This window comes from Streptomyces sp. NPDC031265 (genome assembly GCF_055570295.1).
Map to the genome: position 1 here is coordinate 18,164 of NZ_JBVIHM010000003.1, position 18,089 is coordinate 36,252.

At 71.3% G+C, this 18,089-nt stretch carries 14 protein-coding genes; 10 read left to right on the forward strand and 4 right to left on the reverse strand.

What is annotated here, in order from left to right; all coding sequences use genetic code 11:
- The first annotated feature begins 186 nt into the window (after positions 1 to 186).
- Positions 187 to 1,422 carry an SAV2148 family HEPN domain-containing protein gene (locus ACZ499_RS06485; protein ID WP_468672900.1) on the forward strand — a complete coding sequence of 412 codons (1,236 nt, stop codon included), beginning with the start codon at positions 187 to 189 and terminating at the stop codon, positions 1,420 to 1,422.
- 88 nt (positions 1,423 to 1,510) lie between these two features.
- Entirely contained in the window at positions 1,511 to 2,233 is a 723-nt protein-coding gene (locus ACZ499_RS06490; RefSeq protein WP_468672903.1) for an exonuclease domain-containing protein, read from the forward strand.
- A gap of 134 nt (positions 2,234 to 2,367) precedes the next feature.
- Here ACZ499_RS06490 and ACZ499_RS06495 read toward each other — a convergent pair whose 3' ends face one another.
- Positions 2,368 to 3,171, reverse strand: coding sequence for a phosphotransferase enzyme family protein (locus ACZ499_RS06495; protein ID WP_468673317.1), 804 nt, complete (start codon positions 3,169 to 3,171; stop codon positions 2,368 to 2,370).
- Positions 3,172 to 3,489: 318 nt separating this feature from the next.
- On the opposite strand from ACZ499_RS06495, the gene ACZ499_RS06500 reads away from it, so the two are divergent.
- From ACZ499_RS06500 to ACZ499_RS06510, 3 genes are read left to right on the forward strand one after another with little or no spacing between them, the layout of a single operon-like run.
- Positions 3,490 to 4,419 carry a carbohydrate ABC transporter permease gene (locus ACZ499_RS06500; protein WP_468672905.1) on the forward strand — a complete coding sequence of 310 codons (930 nt, stop codon included), beginning with the start codon at positions 3,490 to 3,492 and terminating at the stop codon, positions 4,417 to 4,419.
- The gene (locus ACZ499_RS06505) at positions 4,416 to 5,273 is read left to right on the forward strand and encodes a carbohydrate ABC transporter permease (RefSeq protein ID WP_468672907.1); all 858 of its coding nucleotides are present in this window, start codon (positions 4,416 to 4,418) and stop codon (positions 5,271 to 5,273) included. The genes ACZ499_RS06500 and ACZ499_RS06505 overlap by 4 nt, the downstream gene beginning before the upstream one ends.
- A complete protein-coding gene (locus tag ACZ499_RS06510; RefSeq protein ID WP_468672909.1) occupies positions 5,273 to 6,565 on the forward strand; it encodes an ABC transporter substrate-binding protein in 1,293 nt (430 codons plus the stop codon). Before ACZ499_RS06505 ends, ACZ499_RS06510 begins: the two co-directional genes overlap by 1 nt.
- Positions 6,566 to 6,794: 229 nt before the next feature.
- Here the strand turns inward: ACZ499_RS06510 and ACZ499_RS06515 are convergent, their stop codons facing one another.
- Complete coding sequence (locus tag ACZ499_RS06515) at positions 6,795 to 9,056, reverse strand: MMPL family transporter (RefSeq protein ID WP_468672911.1); 2,262 nt, start codon at positions 9,054 to 9,056, stop codon at positions 6,795 to 6,797.
- Between the two features lie 410 nt (positions 9,057 to 9,466).
- Between ACZ499_RS06515 and ACZ499_RS06520 the strand changes: the two genes are divergently transcribed.
- The 4 genes from ACZ499_RS06520 (at position 9,467) to ACZ499_RS06535 (ending at position 14,836) form a co-directional block, all read left to right on the forward strand.
- Positions 9,467 to 10,675, forward strand: coding sequence for a S8 family peptidase (locus tag ACZ499_RS06520; RefSeq protein ID WP_468672913.1), 1,209 nt, complete (start codon positions 9,467 to 9,469; stop codon positions 10,673 to 10,675).
- A 76-nt stretch (positions 10,676 to 10,751) separates the two neighbouring features.
- Positions 10,752 to 11,300, forward strand: a complete 549-nt coding sequence (locus ACZ499_RS06525) for a DUF1697 domain-containing protein (RefSeq protein WP_468672916.1) — start codon at positions 10,752 to 10,754, stop codon at positions 11,298 to 11,300.
- A gap of 89 nt (positions 11,301 to 11,389) precedes the next feature.
- Positions 11,390 to 12,016: a mycothiol-dependent nitroreductase Rv2466c family protein gene (locus ACZ499_RS06530; RefSeq protein ID WP_468672918.1), complete on the forward strand. Its 627-nt coding sequence runs from the start codon at positions 11,390 to 11,392 to the stop codon at positions 12,014 to 12,016.
- Positions 12,017 to 12,181: 165 nt separating this feature from the next.
- A complete protein-coding gene (locus tag ACZ499_RS06535; protein ID WP_468672921.1) occupies positions 12,182 to 14,836 on the forward strand; it encodes a fibronectin type III domain-containing protein in 2,655 nt (884 codons plus the stop codon).
- Between the two features lie 152 nt (positions 14,837 to 14,988).
- Here the strand turns inward: ACZ499_RS06535 and ACZ499_RS06540 are convergent, their stop codons facing one another.
- A complete protein-coding gene (locus tag ACZ499_RS06540) occupies positions 14,989 to 16,266 on the reverse strand; it encodes an MFS transporter (RefSeq protein WP_468672924.1) in 1,278 nt (425 codons plus the stop codon).
- 90 nt (positions 16,267 to 16,356) lie between these two features.
- Here ACZ499_RS06540 and ACZ499_RS06545 point away from each other — a divergent pair, with 90 nt between their 5' ends.
- Positions 16,357 to 17,337: an ArsR/SmtB family transcription factor gene (locus tag ACZ499_RS06545; RefSeq protein WP_468672926.1), complete on the forward strand. Its 981-nt coding sequence runs from the start codon at positions 16,357 to 16,359 to the stop codon at positions 17,335 to 17,337.
- Here ACZ499_RS06545 and ACZ499_RS06550 read toward each other — a convergent pair.
- Positions 17,327 to 18,085 carry a sirohydrochlorin chelatase gene (locus ACZ499_RS06550; RefSeq protein ID WP_468672929.1) on the reverse strand — a complete coding sequence of 253 codons (759 nt, stop codon included), beginning with the start codon at positions 18,083 to 18,085 and terminating at the stop codon, positions 17,327 to 17,329. The genes ACZ499_RS06545 and ACZ499_RS06550 overlap by 11 nt on opposite strands.
- Positions 18,086 to 18,089: the final 4 nt, after the last annotated feature.

The window sequence follows — 18,089 nt, forward strand, 5'->3', positions numbered from 1 at the left end:
TGGCGCCCGGGATCCCTGCCCAGGTGGAACCGCTATGAATCAGCTCACTCCCTCCGAACGCGCCGCGCGGAACGGATCACGTCAACACGGGAGTTGAGAAACAGCCTTTCCATCCGGCTGCACCGCCTCCTGCTCGCGGAGTACTCTTCCTTGATCGTTGGAGGGGGACCGGAAGGCGGTGCGCGGGTGAGCTCGGGAGGGCTGGAGCTTCCCCCTGGTGACACGGGTCACGAGGGTGAGTCCGGCGACATCCCGCCCGGCGCGGTGTCCGTGGCGCGTCCGGTGGAGATCGGGGCGGAACTGGACTGGGGCACGGACGACTGGAGTGAGGTCCGTACGCGCGCGCAGCGGGCCGGCCGGGCGTACATCTGGCTGAACCTGGTGGAGCAGCGGCTGCGGGCCGTGGTGGCCGCCGTGCTGCGCCCCATCTACGAGCCGGTCCACGGCGACGACTGGGTGGTCGCGGCGGCGGGCCCGGCCGGGCAGGAGTGGGTGCAGCGGGCCGTCGCCGTACGGGAGGTCTCGCGCCGCAAGGGCTATCTGCTCGACCCCGCCGACGACAACGTCCTGAGCTTCCTCACCCTGCCGCAGCTGCGCGAGCTGATGGTGCAGCACTGGCCGTGCTTCGAGCCGTACGTGGACGACCGGCGCGATGTCGAACTCGCCCTGGACGAGCTGGAGGTCGCGCGGAACGTGGTCTCGCGCAACCGCGCGCTCAACGAGGCGGTCCTGGCCCAGGCCGAGCGGGCCTCGGCCCGGCTGCTCGACGTGCTGGGCGGCGGCGCGGGCGCGCCCGCCGCACACCGGCTGCCCATCGACGCGGTCGAGGACCTGGTGGGCGACCGGTACGCGGACGTGGTCTCGGTCCACTCCGACCGGGTGCGGCTGCAGCGCCAGCTCCCCGCCGAGGATTTGTTCAGCCATGCCCGCCGGCTCGACGCGATAGGCATCGGCCTCAATCTGCTGGTCCAGAACTACTCGGGGCGCCGGCTCGTGCGGCTCGCCGAGTCGGGCTGCCGCGTCCGGCTGCTCTTCCTCAACCCGGCGAGCAGCGCGGTCAAGCGGCGCGAGCGCGAACTGGGGCTGAAGAAGGGCGAGCTGAGCCGCTCGGTCGAGATGAACATCCTCCACATGCGGCGGGTGCGGGCCCGGCTGCGCGACCCCGGGGCCTTCGAGATCCAGGTGTTCGACGAGACCCCGCGCTTCACGGCGTACCTGGTCGACGGGGACGGCACCGACGGCCTCGCGGTCGTCCAGTCGTATCTGCGCCGGGCGCGCGGGATGGAGGCGCCGGTGCTGGTGCTGCGCGGGGGAGCGCGGCGGGACGTCGTGCGCCCCGACCAGGATGCGGAACACGGACTTTTCGGGACATACCGTGAGGAATTCGAGTCGGTGTGGGCCGACTCGCGCCCCGTCTCCTGACCAGCCGCAGGGCCGCCCTGGCCCCGTTGTCAGTGGTGCGTGCGAGGCTGGTCGTCACTGGGGGAGAGCACCAAAAGGGAGGGCCAAGATGGGGTGGCACCGCGAACCGCTGGTCGGATTCGACCTGGAGACGACCGGTACGGACCCGCTGGAGGCGCGGATCGTGACGGCCGCGATCGTCGGCGTCCAGGGCGGTGAGCCGGTCCGGCAGCGGAACTGGCTGGCGGACCCGGGGATCCGGATCCCGGCGCAGGCCTCGGCGATCCACGGCATCAGCAACGAGCGGGCGGCGTCGGAAGGCCGCCCGGTGCGCGAGGTCGCCGACGAGATAGCGAAGACGATCACGGGCTACTGGGCGCAGGGCGTGCCGGTCGTGGCCTACAACGCGGCCTTCGACCTGACGCTCCTGGCGGCGGAACTCCGCCGGCACGGACTGCCGTCGCTCACCGACCGGCTGGGCGGCGCGGCCATGGGCCCGGTCGTCGACCCGTACACGATCGACCGTGCGGTCGACCGCTACCGCAAGGGCAAGCGGACACTGGAGGCGGTGTGCGTGGAGTACGGAGTGGTGCTCGACGGCGCCCATGAGGCGGGCGCGGACGCGCTGGCGGCGGTCCGGGTGGCCGTGGCGATAGCCGAGCGCCATCCGCAGGTCGCCCGGCTGCTTCCGGCGGATCTGCACGAGCAGCAGATCGAGTGGTACGCCGCGTGGGCGGCCGACTTCCAGCGGTTCCTGCGCAGGAAGGGCACGCTGGACGCGATAGTCGACCCGGCGTGGCCGGTACGGGAGCTGGCTCCGGCCCAGGGCTGAGACACGCGACCGGCGCGGGCGCGGCGGCGGTGCGCCGGAGGACGGCGCCGCGGCTCACAACGAGGTGCATCGGCTCACAACGAGGCGTGGAGGTTCGCAATCAGGCGCACCTGCTCACGACGAGGCGTGGCGGTTCAGAACGGGTACCAGCGGACCTCGGGATCCCCGTCCCGCAGTGAGGCGACCCGGCGGCGGAACTCGTCGAGCGCCTTGGGGTTGGCCGGTGCGTGCTGGGCGACCCAGGCGCAGCTGGCCGTCTCCCGGGCGCCGCGCAGCACCGCGCACCCGTCCCACTCCCGCACGTCCCACCCGTACGCCTTGGTGAACGCGTCGTACTGCTCGTCCGGCAGCCCGTACCGGTCCCGGGAGAGGGCCATGACCACCAGGTCGTGCTCCCGGAAGTCGGCCGAGAACGTCTCCAGGTCGACCAGGACCGGGCCGTCGGGGCCGACATGGACGTTACGCGGCAGCGCATCGCCGTGGATGGGGCCCGGCGGGAGATGGGGGGTGAGGGCGGCGGCCGCGTCGGCGAAGCCGTCCCGGCGGGTGCGGAGATACGCCGCGTCGGCGGGGTCGATCGCGTCGCCGGCCAGCCGCAGCCAGCGCTCCACCCCGCCGAGCAGTTCGCGGCGGGGCAGGGCGAAGGCCGGGGCGGGCAGGGCGTGGACGAGCCGCAGCAGTTCGGCGAGGTCGCGCGGGCCCGTGGGGCGGACGGCGGCGGGCAGCCGGTGCCAGAGCGTCACCGGGTGGCCGTCCACCAGCCGGGGCGCGGGCTCGGCGGCCCGCACCGCCGGGACGCCGCACTCCACGAGCCAGCCCGCGATGGCGACCTCGCGCTCGGCCCGCGCCAGGAGTTCGGGGTGGCGGGTCGCGTCGCGGCCGACCTTGATCACCAGGTCGCCGGTCGCGAAGACGGCGTTCTCGCCGAGGGCGATCAGCTCGGCGGGGGCTCCGCCGGGGCTGTTCCCGTCCGCCGCGTCCGCCGCGTCCGCCGCGTCCGCCGTGCCTGACGCACCTGCCGTGGCCGCCGCGCCTGCCTTCGGCGTGCCCGTCCGTGCCGCGTCGAGTCCCGCCGCGGCCAGCACCTCGCGCGCCCGTGCCTCGTCCACTGTTCGCTCCCGGTGATCGTTCCGTACCGGCCAAGTCTCGCATTCACGCAGGTCGTCTCGGGGAGGAGGCAGGTCGTCTTGACGAACCGACGGACCGTCAGCACGATGACGGGGGTCATTCGGCAATCCCGGCAAAGGGGTCGAACAATGACATTGGTCACCGCAACGGCGCGGTCGGGCAGGCGCTCCGGCAGGCGCTCCGGCAAACCCCCGGACCACAGGGCCTGGTTCCTGGTCCTGCCCGCGCTGATCCCGATCCTCGTACTGAGCGTCGGACCACTGCTCTACGGCATCGCCCTGGCCTTCACCGATTCCCAGGCGGGCCGCACCACGCCCACCCAGTGGACCGGGCTGCTCAACTTCAGGGACCTGCTGCACGACACCCTGTTCTGGGAGTCGTTCAGGATCGGTCTGCTCTGGGCGGTCGGGGTCACCGTGCCCCAGTTCCTGCTCGCCCTCGGACTCGCCCTGCTGCTCGACCAGAACCTCCGCTTCCGATGGCTGGCGAGGGCGCTCGCGATCATCCCCTGGGCGATGCCGGAGGTCGTCGTCGGCATCATGTGGCGGCTCGTCTACAACCCGGACGCGGGAATCCTCAACGAGACGATCGGCGATCTCGGGCTCGGCGACGGCCGGGACTGGCTGACCGGACTCGGCACCGCGCTGCCCGCCGTCATCGTCGTCGGCGTCTGGGCGGGTCTGCCGCAGACGACGGTGGCCCTGCTCGCCGGGCTCCAGAACACCCCGCACGAGCTGCACGAGGCGGCCGCGATAGACGGCGCGGGTGCCTGGCGCCGGTTCCGTACGGTGACCTGGCCCGCGCTCAGACCCGTGGCGCTGGCGATCACCGCGCTCAACTTCATCTGGAACTTCAACTCGTTCGCCCTGGTCTATGTGCTGACCAACGGTGGCCCGGGCGGCAAGACCCGGCTGCCCATGCTCTTCGCCTACGAAGAGGCCTTCCGGTACGGGCAGTTCGGGTACGCGGCGGCGATGGGCTGTGTGATGGTCGCGGTGATCTCGGTGTTCCTCGCCTTCCACCTGGTGGCGCGGCTCGGCGGAGGTGAGGACGGATGACGTTCCGTACCGGTTCGACCGGTTCGACCGGCTCATGGGGGCGCGCCGGGCAGTATCTGGCGCTCCTGGGCTATCTCGTCTTCCTGGCGTTCCCGTTCCTGTGGCTGATCTCCACTGCCTTCAAGCCCGCACGCGAACTGGGCTCGCTGCACCCGACGTGGATCCCCAGGCACCCCACCCTCGACAACTTCCGGCAGGCCTTCGACGAACAGCCGCTGCTGCGCGCGGGGCTCAACAGCCTGGCGGCGGCGGCCTCGGCCGCGCTGATCGCCGTGGTCGTGGCGACCCCGATGGCGTACGTGATGGCGCGCAGACGGGGCAGGCTGGCGACGGCGGCGACCGGCTGGGTGGTGGTCAGCCAGGCGTTCCCCTTCGTCCTGCTGATCATTCCGCTCTTCCTGGTCCTGAAGAACCTCCACCTCATCGACTCGGTCGCGGGGCTGGTCATGGTGTACGTGGTGTGGTCGCTGCCGTTCGCGCTGTGGATGCTCGCCGGGTACGTCCGGGCCGTTCCCCTGGAGCTGGAGGAGGCGGCGGCCGTGGACGGGGCGGGGCGGCTGCGCACGCTGGTCTCGGTCACCGCGCCACTGCTCGCCCCCGGCATCGTGGCCACCGGGCTCTTCGCCTTCATCACCGCGTGGAACGAATTCTTCTTCGCGCTCGTTCTCCTCAAAACACCGGAGAAGCAGACCCTGCCGGTCGTCCTCACCCACTTCCTCGGCGCGGAGGGGGCCGCCGACCTCGGTCCGCTCGCGGCGGCCGCCTTCCTCGCCACCCTGCCGTCGCTGGCCGTCTTCGCCGTCATCCAGCGGCGGATCACCAGCGGGATGCTCGCCGGGGCGGTGAAGAGCTGATGCGCGCACGCCTGTTGATCCTGGCCGGGGTTGTGCTCGCCCTCCTGCTCTCCACCCTCACCGGCTGCTCGGACAGCGGCTCGGGCACCGGCGGGAAGGTCAGGCTCCGCTTCCAGTCGCTGGCCTGGCAGAAGGAGTCGGTGACGGCCACCAGGGCGCTGGTGAAGGAGTGGAACGCGGCACACCCCGAGGTTCAGGTCCAGTACGTACAGGGCAGTTGGGACACCGTCCACGACCAGCTGCTCACCGCGTTCGAGGGCGGCGAGGCGCCGGATGTCATCCATGACGCGTCCGACGACCTCGCGGACTTCGCCTACGGCGGCTACCTCGCCGATCTGCGCACCCTGCTGCCCTCCGGACTCAAGGCGGGCATCCCCGCGCGGAGCTGGGAGACGGCGACGTTCGGGAACGGGGTGTACGGAGTGCCGTTCCTACAGGAGCCGAGGGTCCTGATCGCCAACACCAAGATCCTCAAGTCCTCCGGGGTGCGGATCCCCACTGCCGAACAGCCCTGGACCTGGGAGGAGTTCCGGGAGGTTGCGAAGAAGCTGAGCGGCAAGGGGCGGTACGGGATCGCCTGGCCCCTCAAGGAGCCCGTGTCGATCACGCTGAACCTGGGGCTCTCCACCGGCGGCCGGCTGTTCCACCGGGAGGCGGACGGCAAGGTGAAGGTGGCGTTCGAGGAGGCCGACGCGGCCGTCCCCTCGGTCGTCCACGATCAGGTCAACGTGGACGGGAGCGCCGCGCGGACCACGCTCGGCATGGGCGGATCCGACACCCTGCCGGGCTTCTTCGGCGGCAGGTACGCGATGGCCGCGCTGGGCTTCTCGTACCGTCAGCAGATCGTCCAGCAGGCACCCAAGGGGTTCGAGTGGACCGTTCTCCCCGCCCCGGCCGGAAGCGAAGGCCTCGCGCAGGGGGTCAGCCCGCAGACCCTCTCGGTGGCCGAGGACAGCCCGCACAAGAAGGAGGCGGCCGAGTTCATCGGCTTCCTGCTGCAGCCGCGCAACATGGTCCGGCTGGCGCAGGGCGACTGGATGCTGCCGACGGGGACCGCCGCGCTGAAGGACCCGGCCCTGCACACCGCGCAGTACGGCTGGGCGACCGGCGCCGCGCTCGCGGGGGCACTGCGCTCGGCCCCCGCGCAGTCGGTGCGGGGATACCCGGAATGGAAGGACAAGGTCGCGACCCCCGCGCTCCAGGAGTACTACAGCGGTGCGATCGACCTCGGACAACTGCGAAAACGCCTGGTCAAGGACGGGAATCTGGTGCTGGCCCGCTACCAGCGCTGATCCAAGACCAAAGGGTCATTCCGGGCCTTTCGAAGGGGGCGACAGTAAACAGAGCGCACCTGATCGAGGCGGCCCTCACTGGCTGATGTCCGGCGCCGGTCCCCGGGCCTCACCAGGGGGACCCACCCCGACCCGCCAGGGCCCCAACAGGCAGGGGTCCGAGGAGCGTTACTCCCCGGGCCCCTGCTCGTAACGCCTCACGCACCTCGCCCGTGACGACCGCTAGGGGTCAGACCCGGACCACCCGGTCCCGGTCCTCGTCGCCGTGGTGGGCGGTGACCGGCGGCACGGCGGCCGACTCGTCGTGGGTGAGGTCCGGCAGCCAGCGCAGCCACTTCGGCAGGTACCAGTTGCGTTCGCCCAGCAGGGCCATGACCGCCGGGAGCAGTACGCCCCGGATGACCGTGGCGTCGATCAGTACGGCGGTGGCGAGCCCGACGCCCATCTGCTTCATCGACTGCATCGACAGCGTGCCGAAGATCGCGAACACCGCCACCATGATGATCGCCGCGCTCGTCACCACGCCGGCCGTCGTCACCACGCCGTGCTGGATGGCGTCGCGGGTCGTCCGGCCCGCGAGCCGGGCTTCCCGGATCCGCGAGACCACGAACACGTGGTAGTCCATCGACAGACCGAACAGGATCACGAACAGGAACAGCGGCAGCCAGGAGACGATCGCGCCGACGCCCTCGGCGCCGACCAGCGAGGCGCCCCAGCCGTGCTGGAAGACGGCGGTCAGGATGCCGTAGGCCGCGCCCACCGAGAGGAGGTTGAGCACGATCGAGGTGATGGCGATCGTCAGCGAGCGGAAGCAGAGCAGCATCAGCAGGAAGGCGAAGACCACGACGAAGGCGAAGACCGGGGTGACCGCGCCGACGATCCGGGCATTGAAGTCCTTGGACCCGGCGACCTGACCGGTGATCGGCGCTTCCAGACCGCGCACCTTGCCCAGGGTGTCGGGCCGTACGTGGTCGCGGAGCAGGTCGAGGCTCTTCTCCGCCTTCTTCTGGTCGGAGCCGCCGATCAGCGGGACGTCGACGAACGCCACGTTCTCCGCGCTGTGCAGGGTGATCTTGATAGGGCCGTCCGAGGCGCCCCGGCTGACCGCCTGCGTACGGAAGTCCGCGATGGCCTGCTTGACCTCCGGCGCGTTGATGTCGGCGGCCTTGATGACGACGTTCGCCGGGCTGGCGCCGCCGGGGAAGGTCTCGTTGACGCGGTCGTAGGTGCCGACGATGGGCAGCGAGTCACCGAACTCCTGGTCAAGGGTCAGGTTCTGGGTGTGCATGCCGACCGCCGGCAGGGTTATCGCGATCAGCGCGCCCGCCGCCATCACCAGGGCGGCCTTCGGGCGGCGCAGCACCGCGCCGAGGACGGCGCGCCAGAAGCGGCTCTCGCCGTTGTTGTTCCGCTTGCCGCGCTTGATGCGGTTCAGGAACGGCAGCCGGCCCTTCTCGACGCGCTCGCCGAGCAGTGAGAGGAGCGCGGGCAGCACGGTCACCGAGCCGACCATGGCCACCGCGACCACCATCAGCGAGGCCAGACCCATCGCCTCGAACTCCGCGAGCCCGGTGAAGAGCATGCCCGCCATCGCGACGCAGACGGTGACACCGGAGACGATGATGGCCCGGCCGCTGGTCGCGGCGGCGATGCGCAGGGCCGTCTGGGCGTCGCGCCCGGCCTCCCGCTCCTCGCGCTCGCGGCGCAGATAGAAGAGGCAGTAGTCGACGCCGACGGCCAGACCGACCAGGAGCATCACGGAGTTGGCGGTGTCGCTCATCGCCTGGAGGTGGCTGACGATGGCCATCAGGCCCATGGTGGCGATGATCGCCGTGAGCGCGAGGGCCACCGGCAGCAGGGCGGCGACAAGGGCGCCGAACGCGATGAGCAGAATGCCGAGGGCGACGGGCACCGCCGAGTACTCGGCCTTCTTGAAGTCGTCGCCGAAGGCGTCCTTGAACGTCTTGCCCATGCTGGCGCTGCCGATCTCCTCGATCCGCAGCCCCTTGTGCTCGCCCTGCACCTTCTTCACCGCGTCGAGCACCGGTGTGATGCGGTCGGGCGCCGTGTCGGCGTCGCCGAGCACGTCGAACTGGATCAGCGCGCTGCGGCCGTCCTTGGAGAGGGTCTTCGCGGCGTACGGAGAGGTCACCTTGGTGACCTGGCCGGTGGCGTCGACCGACTTGATCACGGCGTCCACGGCGGCGTGGAACGCGGGGTCGGTCGCCTTCGTCGAGCCGTCGACGGCCTGGATGAAGACGGTCTCGCCGGCCGGTTCCTTCAGCCCCGCGTCTTCGATGATCTTCTGCGCCTGGCCGACCTCGCCGGGCAGCTGGTTGTCCTTGACGTTGACGCGCCCGGCCGCCGAGCCGATGCCCATGGCCAGAACCACGAAGAGCACCCAGATCACCACCGCCGCCCAGCGGTGACGGGCGCTCCACCCGCCGGCTCGCGCGGCTACGCCGCGCACTCTTGTGACCCCGTTGACCATGGTGTGACGCCCCCTGACGAGTGGTGGCAGCCCGGCGCCGCCATCCGAGTACGACGCTAGGGGCAGGATTCAGCCGTCTCGTCGTGCTCCCTGGTGAACCGGCCCTCCGGTATCTACTCCCAGCGATGTGGGGGCATCCCCTACAAGTCGGATTCAAGCCCCTTACACGTAAAGCCGATTGAGGGGGAAGTTCCGCTCCCGTGTCGCCACGAGGTGTCCACCAACCCTGCACAACACCCGAGTTGACCTACGCTGGCCTGTTCTTTATTTCGAAACCTTGTTGTGTAAGTCACAGCTGCGTGGAGCCCTTGATCTGCGCTCGTCAATCGGCAAGGGTTTCGAACCAGCCCCGGAAGGTTTCCATCCGGTAGGCCAACCCCCCACAGAATCTGACGAGGAGACCCCTCTTCATGGCAACTCACAAGCGCAAAAGCCGCCTCAAGCTCACAGCCGGGATAACCGCCGTGGCGGCTGCGGCCGGAGTCACCGTCATGACCACCCAGATGGCCGGCGCAGCCGCGCCGGCCGAGGGCACGGTCTACGGGCTCGACGCCAAGGGCGCGATCGACGGCAGCTACATCGTCCTCCTGGACGAGAAGGCCTCCCAGGACGCCAAGCGCAAGCTCGCCGACGAGTACGGCGGCACGCTCCAGCGCGACTACGCCTCTACGGTCAACGGGTTCTCGGCGAGCGGGCTTTCGCAGTCCGAGGCCAAGCGGCTCGCCGCCGACCCGGCGGTCGGCAAGGTCGTCCAGAACAAGAAGTTCCACATCACCGCCAGCCAGGCCAACCCGCCGTCGTGGGGGCTCGACCGGATCGACCAGGCCGAGACCGCCGGGGACGGCAAGTACACCTACCCGGACAGCGCGGGTGAGGGCGTCACCGCGTACGTCATCGACACCGGCGTCCGCATCAGCCACAAGGACCTCGGCGGCCGGGCCTCCTACGGCTTCGACGCGGTCGACAACGACAACACCGCCGACGACGGCAACGGCCACGGCACGCACGTCGCCGGCACCATCGCCGGAACCGCGCACGGCGTCGCCAAGAAGGCGAAGATCGTCGCCGTCCGCGTCCTCGACAACCAGGGCTCGGGCACCACCGAGCAGGTCGTCGCGGGCATCGACTGGGTCACCAAGAACCACCAGGGCCCGTCGGTGGCCAACATGAGCCTGGGCGGCGGCGCCGACCCCGCGCTCGACACGGCCGTACAGAAGGCGATCGCCGCCGGTGTGACCTTCGGTGTGGCGGCGGGCAACGAGTCCACCGACGCGGGCCAGGGCTCGCCCTCCCGGGTCAAGGAGGCGATCACCGTGGCCTCCTCCACCAAGGACGACAAGCAGTCGGACTTCTCCAACTTCGGTTCGGTGGTGGACCTCTACGCCCCCGGCTCGGACATCACCTCCGACTGGAACACGGACGACAACGCCACCAAGACGATCTCGGGCACGTCCATGGCGACCCCGCACGTCGTCGGCGCCGCCGCCGTCTACCTCGCGGGCCACAAGGACGCCACCCCGGCCCAGGTCTCGGACGCGCTGACCGGCGGAGCCACCGCCGACAAGATCTCCAACCCCGGCGCGGGCACCCCGAACAAGCTGCTCAAGGTCGTCGAGTAACCGTCCCCAGGCAGTCGTGAAAGACGGCTTCCGTGCCATCCCCCACGAGGCACGGGGGCCGTCCTATTGTGTGGACATGACGACGATGTACGCCGCCCTGCTGCGCGGGATCAATGTGGGCGGCAACAAGAAGGTCCCGATGGCCGAGCTCAGAGCACTGCTCACCGAGCTCGGCCACGGCTCCGTACGCACTTATCTGAACAGCGGCAACGCGGTCTTCAGCAGTGACTCCCACGACCCGGACGCGCTCGCCGCCGACCTGGAGCGGGCCATCGAGAAGCACTTCGGCTTCCGTGTCGCCTGCATGGTGCGCACCGGCGCGTATCTGAAGGCCGTCGTGGACGCCTGCCCCTTCCCGGCCGACGAGCTGGAGGGCAAGCAGCTGCACGCCACGTTCTTCTCCGGACCGGCCGACCCCGAGCGCTTCGCGGGCATCGACACCAAGGCGTTCCTGCCCGACACGTTCCGCCTCGGCGACCGGGTCCTCTATCTGTACGCACCCGACGGCATCGGCCGCTCCAAGCTCGCCGAAGCACTCGCGAGGCCCGCCCTGCTCAAGGGCATCGACGCGACGGCCCGCAACTGGAACACGGTCAAGGCGCTCGTGGAGATGACCGGCGCCTGACCGGCGCCTGAGCGTGCCCCTGAGTGGCCCAGTCGGACGATGCGCGAATGGCCCGGACCCCGGTGCCAATCCACCGCTACCTTCGTCCCATGAACACCATCGAGCACACCGGCACCACCGCCGTCGACTTCTACTTCGACCCCGCCTGCCCGTTCGCCTGGATCACCTCGCGCTGGATGCTGGAGGTGGAGCGGCACCGGAACATCGACCTGCGGTTCCGGGTGATGAGCCTGTATCTGCACAACACCGGCAATGAACTGCCGCAGTGGTACCGAGAGTTGGTCGACAAGTCGATCCGCCCGGTACGGGTGGCCGTCGCGGCCGCGCAGGACCACGGGGACGGGGTGCTGCGCGACCTCTACACCGCGTACGGAACCCGGATACACCAGCAGAAGAACGAGGACTTCGACGAGGTCATCGCCCAGGCGCTGGCCGAGCTCGGCCTTCCGGCGGCGCTCGCGGACGCCGCGCACGACCCCGCGTACGACGAGGCGGTGCGGCGCAGCCACGACGCGGGCAAGGACCCGGAGGCGGACGCCTATGTCGGCACGCCGACGATGCACCTCGACGGGACCGTCTACTTCGGCCCGGTGCTCAGATCCATCCCGCGCGGCGAGGAGGCGGCCCGCCTCTTCGACAGCGTGCGCGTGATCGCCTCGAACCCCGACTTCTTCGAGCTGAAGCGGACCCGGACCGGCGGTCTCCACTTCGACTGAGTCGTCCCAAGTGATCCGATGACTGGCCGGAGTTGAGTGCTCACGTGGAGAAAACTCGGCTCATGCGTTGACCGTTCCATCTCAGTGCTCCTATGTTTCCCTGGGCTTATCAGGCTGATCCCGGCGCATCCCCGCCGCTCTCGGCCGGCCCCCAGAGGAGGCAGCATGCCCGCGCTCCGGAGCACGCCCGTACGAGCCGTACTGACCGGTGTGCTCGCCGCCCTGGTCCTGAGCGGCCCCGGTCTGGTGCCGTCGGCCGGGGCCGGGTCCCGTGCGGCGCCGCGCACCGCCGACGTCTACGTCTCCCCCTCCGGCCGGGACGCCGCCGACGGCACGGCGGGCCGCCCCGTGCGCACCCTGACCCGCGCCCGCGACCTGGCGCGCGAGAAGGCCGCGCACTACGGCGTCGCCCACTACTCCGGCGACATCACCGTGCACCTCGCGTCCGGTACGTACCGGACGACCGGGCCGCTCGTCCTCGACGGGCGCGACTCCGGCCCGGCCGGGCACCGGACCGTCTGGCAGGGCGCGGGGGCCGGTTCGACACTGATCAGCGGCGGGCGCAGGGTCGAGGGCTGGCGGCCGGTGGCCGGGCGCCCCGGGCTCTGGTCCGCTCCCGCGCCCCAAGGGCTCACCGACACCCGGCAGCTGTACGTGGACGGGGTGCGCGCCCAGCGCGCCCGTGGCGAGGTCCCGGTCGGCCTGACGGTGACGGCGACCGGCTACACCGCCACCGCCGACACCCTCGCGCGCTGGCGTCATCCCTCCGACGCCGAGTTCGTCTACACCGGCGGCGAGTCGCTGTGGAACGTCGAACGCAACGGCCTCGGCCAGTGGACCGAGCCGCGCTGCCGCGTCGCCTCGGCGCGGGGCGCCGCCATCACCATGGTCCAGCCCTGCTGGGACAACTCCAACAAGCGCGTGGAGTTCCCGGACCGGCCCGGCCGGACCGTGAGCATGGTGGGCCCGGCCCGTCTCACCGACAGCGGTCGGGCCTCGTACGTGGAGAACGCCTATGAACTCCTCGACCGGCCCGGCGAGTGGTACCTCGACCGCTCCGCGCACACCGTGTACTACCTGCCGCGCACGGGCGAGGACCTGAGCCGCGCCGATGTGGAGGCGGCCGCCGCCGAGAAGCTCGTCGACGGACGCGGCACCAGGGCCGCGCCCCTGCACGACATCGCCTTCCAGGGCCTCCAGTTCGGCTACGCCACCTGGCTGACGCCGTCCGGGCCCGAGGGGTTCTCGGAGATCCAGGCCGGTTACACCATCACCGGCCCGAAGGGCTGGGCGACGCAGGGCCTCTGCGGCTTCGTCGACGGCGGCACCTGCCCCTTCGCCTCCTGGACGAAGATGCCGGGCAACGTGTCCTTCACGTACGGGCAGCGCATCGGCATCAGCGACAGCGTCTTCGCGCACCTGGGCGCGGCCGGGCTCGACCTCGGTGCCGGGACCACGGACTCCTCCGTGCGCGGCAGCGTCTTCACCGACATCTCCGGCAACGGACTGGAGATCGGAGGCGTGGACGGCCAACAACCCTCCTCCGGCGTGGAAGTGACGAACAATCACCTCTACGCGCTGCCGCGTGAGTACCACGGCGGCGTCGGCATCCTCGACGGCTACACCCAGCACACCACCATTGCCCACAACCAGCTCGACCACCTCGGCTACAGCGCGATCTCCCTGGGCTGGGGCGGCTGGCCCGACAAGATCGGCTCACCCGCGACCCCCAACCCGAGCCACGACAACACCGTGCGCGACAACCTGGTCTTCGACTACATGCAGCTGCTCGACGACGGCGGAGGCATCTACACCCAGGGCCTGACCGGCACCTCGATGGCCGACGGCGAGAAGGTCACCGGCAACGTCATCCACGACCAGTGGGGCCTGGGCAAGAGCGTCTACACCGACAACGGCTGTACGTACGAGACCGTGCGGGGCAACGTCCTCTACGGAGCGGCGTACGCGAACGTCGCCAGCCGCCACACCGACTACCGCGACCCGCTCGGCAACAACGACCCGACGCTGATCGCGGGCAACTGGTGGGAGGAGGGCGCCGCCGACAGCTCCAACAAGGGCCTGGTGACCAGCGGGAACCACCTCATGGCCGGACTGTCCGACGTCCCCCCGGAGGTCATCGCCAACGCCGGGATCGAGCCCGCGTACCGGAGCGTGCTCACCCGTACGACGGGAGCGGTCTCCGTACCGGAGGCGCCCGCCCGCGTCGGGACGAGCGCGGCGGGGAGCGACGGCTTGTACGTCACGTTCAACCCCGGCTACGTCGACGGCGGTTCACCGGTCATCGGGTTCATGGCGCACGCCCTGCGCGCCGACGGTTCGGAAGCGGCTCGGGCGAGTGTCGACGCTGCGGACTTCAAGCGCCTCGCCGTGGTGCGGATCGGGCAACTCAAGGCGGGGGAGGGGCCGTTCCGGGTGGTCGTGACCGCGCGGAACGCGTACGGGGAGAGCGCGCCCTCGCTTGCGTCGGCGCCGCTCGCGCCGACGCCGACGTCCGTACTGCCCGCCGCGCCCACCGGCGCGAAGCTGCGCACCGCCGCCCACGCGGCCACGGTCGTCTGGACGCCGCCCACGGCCACGGGTGATGCCGAGGTGATCGGATATCGGATCACCGTTTCCGACGGCCGGGTGGTGCCGGTCGGCGGGCGGGACGTGCTGGTGACCCGGCCGTCGGGGAAGGGGATGTTCCGGGTGGTGGGCTCTCTGAAGCCCGGGACCTCGTACACCTTCACGATCGCCGCCGTCACGGCGGCGGGGACCGGTCCGGCGGCGACCGTGACGGCCAGGACACCTGCGGTGTAGGCGGAGTGGTCGTTTGTCTGCGGACCGTGCGTGGCTGGGCGCGCAGTTCCCCGCGCCCCAGGTAGTACGGGGCTCGGCCCCCGTCAGTCGCGCCCACGCGGCGGAGCCGCGCGGTGTCGCAGCCCCGCGCCCCGAGGTCGTGCGGGGCTCGGTCAGCGTTCGCCCCGCCACTCCCCGTCCCGTTGGGCCCACCGCACCGCTGGTCGTACAGCCAGCCCCGCCACCGCGAACAGCCCGGCCAGGACGGCCCAGCCCGCGAAGCCGTGCCCCACCGCCGTGACCGTGACCAGGGCCGGACCGGCCATCATCGCGACCGCGCTGCCCGAGCTGTACACGCCCTGGTAGACGCCCTGCGCCCGGGAGTCGGCGAGCTCGTAGCCCAGGGTCCAGCCGCCGGCCGAGGACAGGACCTCGGCGAGCACCTGGATCACCGCGCCGGCGACCAGGACCGCCACCGCCCACAGCGGGGAGAGCCCGGCGGACAGCGCGAAGACCACACACGCCGCCGCCAGCAGCAGCCCCGCGCGACCCATCGCCCGTACCGCGCCCAGGACGTCGGAGGCACCCCGGGTCGCGCGCACCTGTAGCAGCGCCACCAGCACACAGTTGACGATCATCACCAGCGCCACCGACCAGCGCGGAGCCTCGGTGTTCTCCACGATCCACAGCGGCATGCCCACTTCGAGCAGGCTGAACTGGAGGGTGGTCACCGCGTTGAGGACCGTCACCGCCAGATAGGGCAGGTCCCGCATCGCCCGCCAGCGGCCGTCCGCCGGGGTGTCCGCCTTGCCGTCGGCGCCGCGCGCGGCGGTGGCGGCGGCGTTGAGCGGCAGGCTCCGGATGAGCACGGCGGGCACCATGTACGTGGCCGCGTTGACCAGGATCAGGGTGAGATAGGCGGCGCGGGTGTCGGCCTGGAGGGCCACCGCGCCGATCGCGCCGCCCACGCCCATCGTCACATTGGTGATCATCCGCAGATAGCCGCGCGCCTCGACCCGGGTCGCGGCGGGCAGCACGTCCGCGAAGAGCGCGCCCTTCACGCCCCAGCTCGCCTGGTTGAGCGCGGCGAAGCAGATGGCCGCGACGAGGAAGCCCGCATAGCCGTCGACCAGTGAGTACGCGGCCATCGTGGCGCCGCAGCCCAGCCACAGCGCGGCGATCACCCGGCGGCTGCCCCAGCGGTCGGACGCCCGCCCGGCGGGGATGCCCGCCGCCACCCCGAAGAGCCCGGCCACCGTGAGCCCGAACCCGACGTGGGTGGCGCCGATGCCGCAGACGCGGGTGAAGTACAGCACGCTGACGGGGAAGAAGAGGCCGTTGCCGAAGGAGTTGAGGGACGTCATCACGGCGAGGCGGCGCAGCACCGGGTCGACGGGGAGGAGGCCGGCTCTGGTGGCGGGTGGGGTGGGGGTCTGCACGGTGGCGGTCATGCGGTCACTCAACCCGGTGTGTACACGCCAGGGGCAATGATTTAGTGTCCGGCTATAGCGTGGGGCCACGGGGGACGGCGGGGGCCGGGTGTGATCGAGTTCAGGTTCGGCGTCGGCGACCTCGCGAGTACGTCGTTCGCGTACTCGCCGTTCCAGGAGGCGGTGTTCTCGCTGTGGGGCTGGTGGGACCCGTCGCGCTTTCCCCATCAGCGGCCCTGGCTGCGCCGGTTGCGGCCGCTCTACGAGCGTCAGGACACCGAGCTGCTCGCCGCACTCGTCGCCCCGCACGGCTTCATCCCGGACTTCCTGACGCCCAGGCCGCAGAAGGTGCGGTCCACGTTCGCCGAGCAGCTGGCGCGCCTGCGGGCCACGCCGCTGGAGCTGATCGGGCCGGATGTGCTGCGCACCTTCGGCGGCGCGGAGCTGCCGCCGCTGCTCCGCGACGGACTCGCCGATCCGGCCGCCTTCCTGGAGCGCATCGCCGCCGCGCTCGACCGCTACTGGCATGAATGTCTCGCCCCCGACTGGTGGCCGAGGGCCCGCGCGGTCCTGGAGGCCGATCTCGCCCGGCAGTCACGGGTGCTGGCCGAGCAGGGCGCGGCCGTGCTCTTCCCCGCCCTGGACAAACGGCTCACCTGGCACGGCGACCGGGTGCGGCTCAAGCACCCGGTGCCGGACACCTGGCCCGCGGCCGACATCCGGGTCGCGGGCCGGGGCATGGTCCTGATGCCGACGACGTTCGCGCGCGGAGCCATCTCCACCGTCGACCCGGGCCTGCCGCCGGTCCTCAACTACCCGGCGCACGGCAGGGGAACGCTCAGCGAGATGCCGCCGCCGGTCAACGACCGCGCGCTGGTCCGCCTCCTCGGCCCGGCCCGCGCCCGTCTGCTGACCCTGCTCGCGGAACCCGCCACCACCACCGAGCTCGCCCGGCGTCTGGAGATCACCCCGGGCGCGGTGAGCCAGCACCTGTCGGTGCTCTACGACGCGGGGCTGCTGTACCGGTCCCGGCGGGGCCGAAGCGTCCAGTACGCCCGCACCTCGCTCGCCGAGGACCTGCTCAGGCGGTGAGCGCGGCCGGGCCGGCCGCCCGTGCCCGCGCCGCCTCCTCGTACCGTACAAGCAGCAGCCGGGCCAGCTCCGGGGCCGCGCCCAGTACATCGGCCAGCACGTTCGCGTCGTGCGCGCCCCGGGCGATCCGGTCGGGCAGGAAGCCGGGGGCGATGACGTACGGGGCTACGGCGACGCGCCGCACACCGGATTCCCGCAACTCCCGTACCGCGTCCTCGGTGCGGGGCAGAGCAGCGGAGGCGAACGCAGGTCGCACGGCGCACCAACCGGTGTGCCGCAGCTCCCGCGCTACATCTGCGATCACTGCGATCGCCTCCGGGTCCGTGGAGCCCGCCGAGGCCAGGACGACCCCGGTCGAGCGCTTGTCGGCGGGGGCGAGCCCCGCCTCGTACAGGGCCTCCTGGAGCCGTCGCTCCACCGTCGAGAGCAGCAGCGGCGACGGGCCGAGGACGTCCGCGATGTGGATGTCCAGCTGCGGCGGCGCCTGGGCGAGCACCGCCGGGATGTCGGCCTTGGCGTGGAAGGCCCGGGTCAGCAGCAGCGGCAGCGCCACCACTTCGCGTACGCCTTCGAAGGCCAGGCGCTCAAGGACCTGCGGCACGGCCGGGGCGTTGAAGTCCAGGAAGCCGGTCTCCACGCGCAGCCCCGGCCGCAGCCACCGCACGCGCCGCACCAGGGCGTGCACGGTCGCCGCGTGCCGCGGATCGCGGCTGCCGTGGGCGATGACGAGGAGGACCGGTCCGTACATCGTG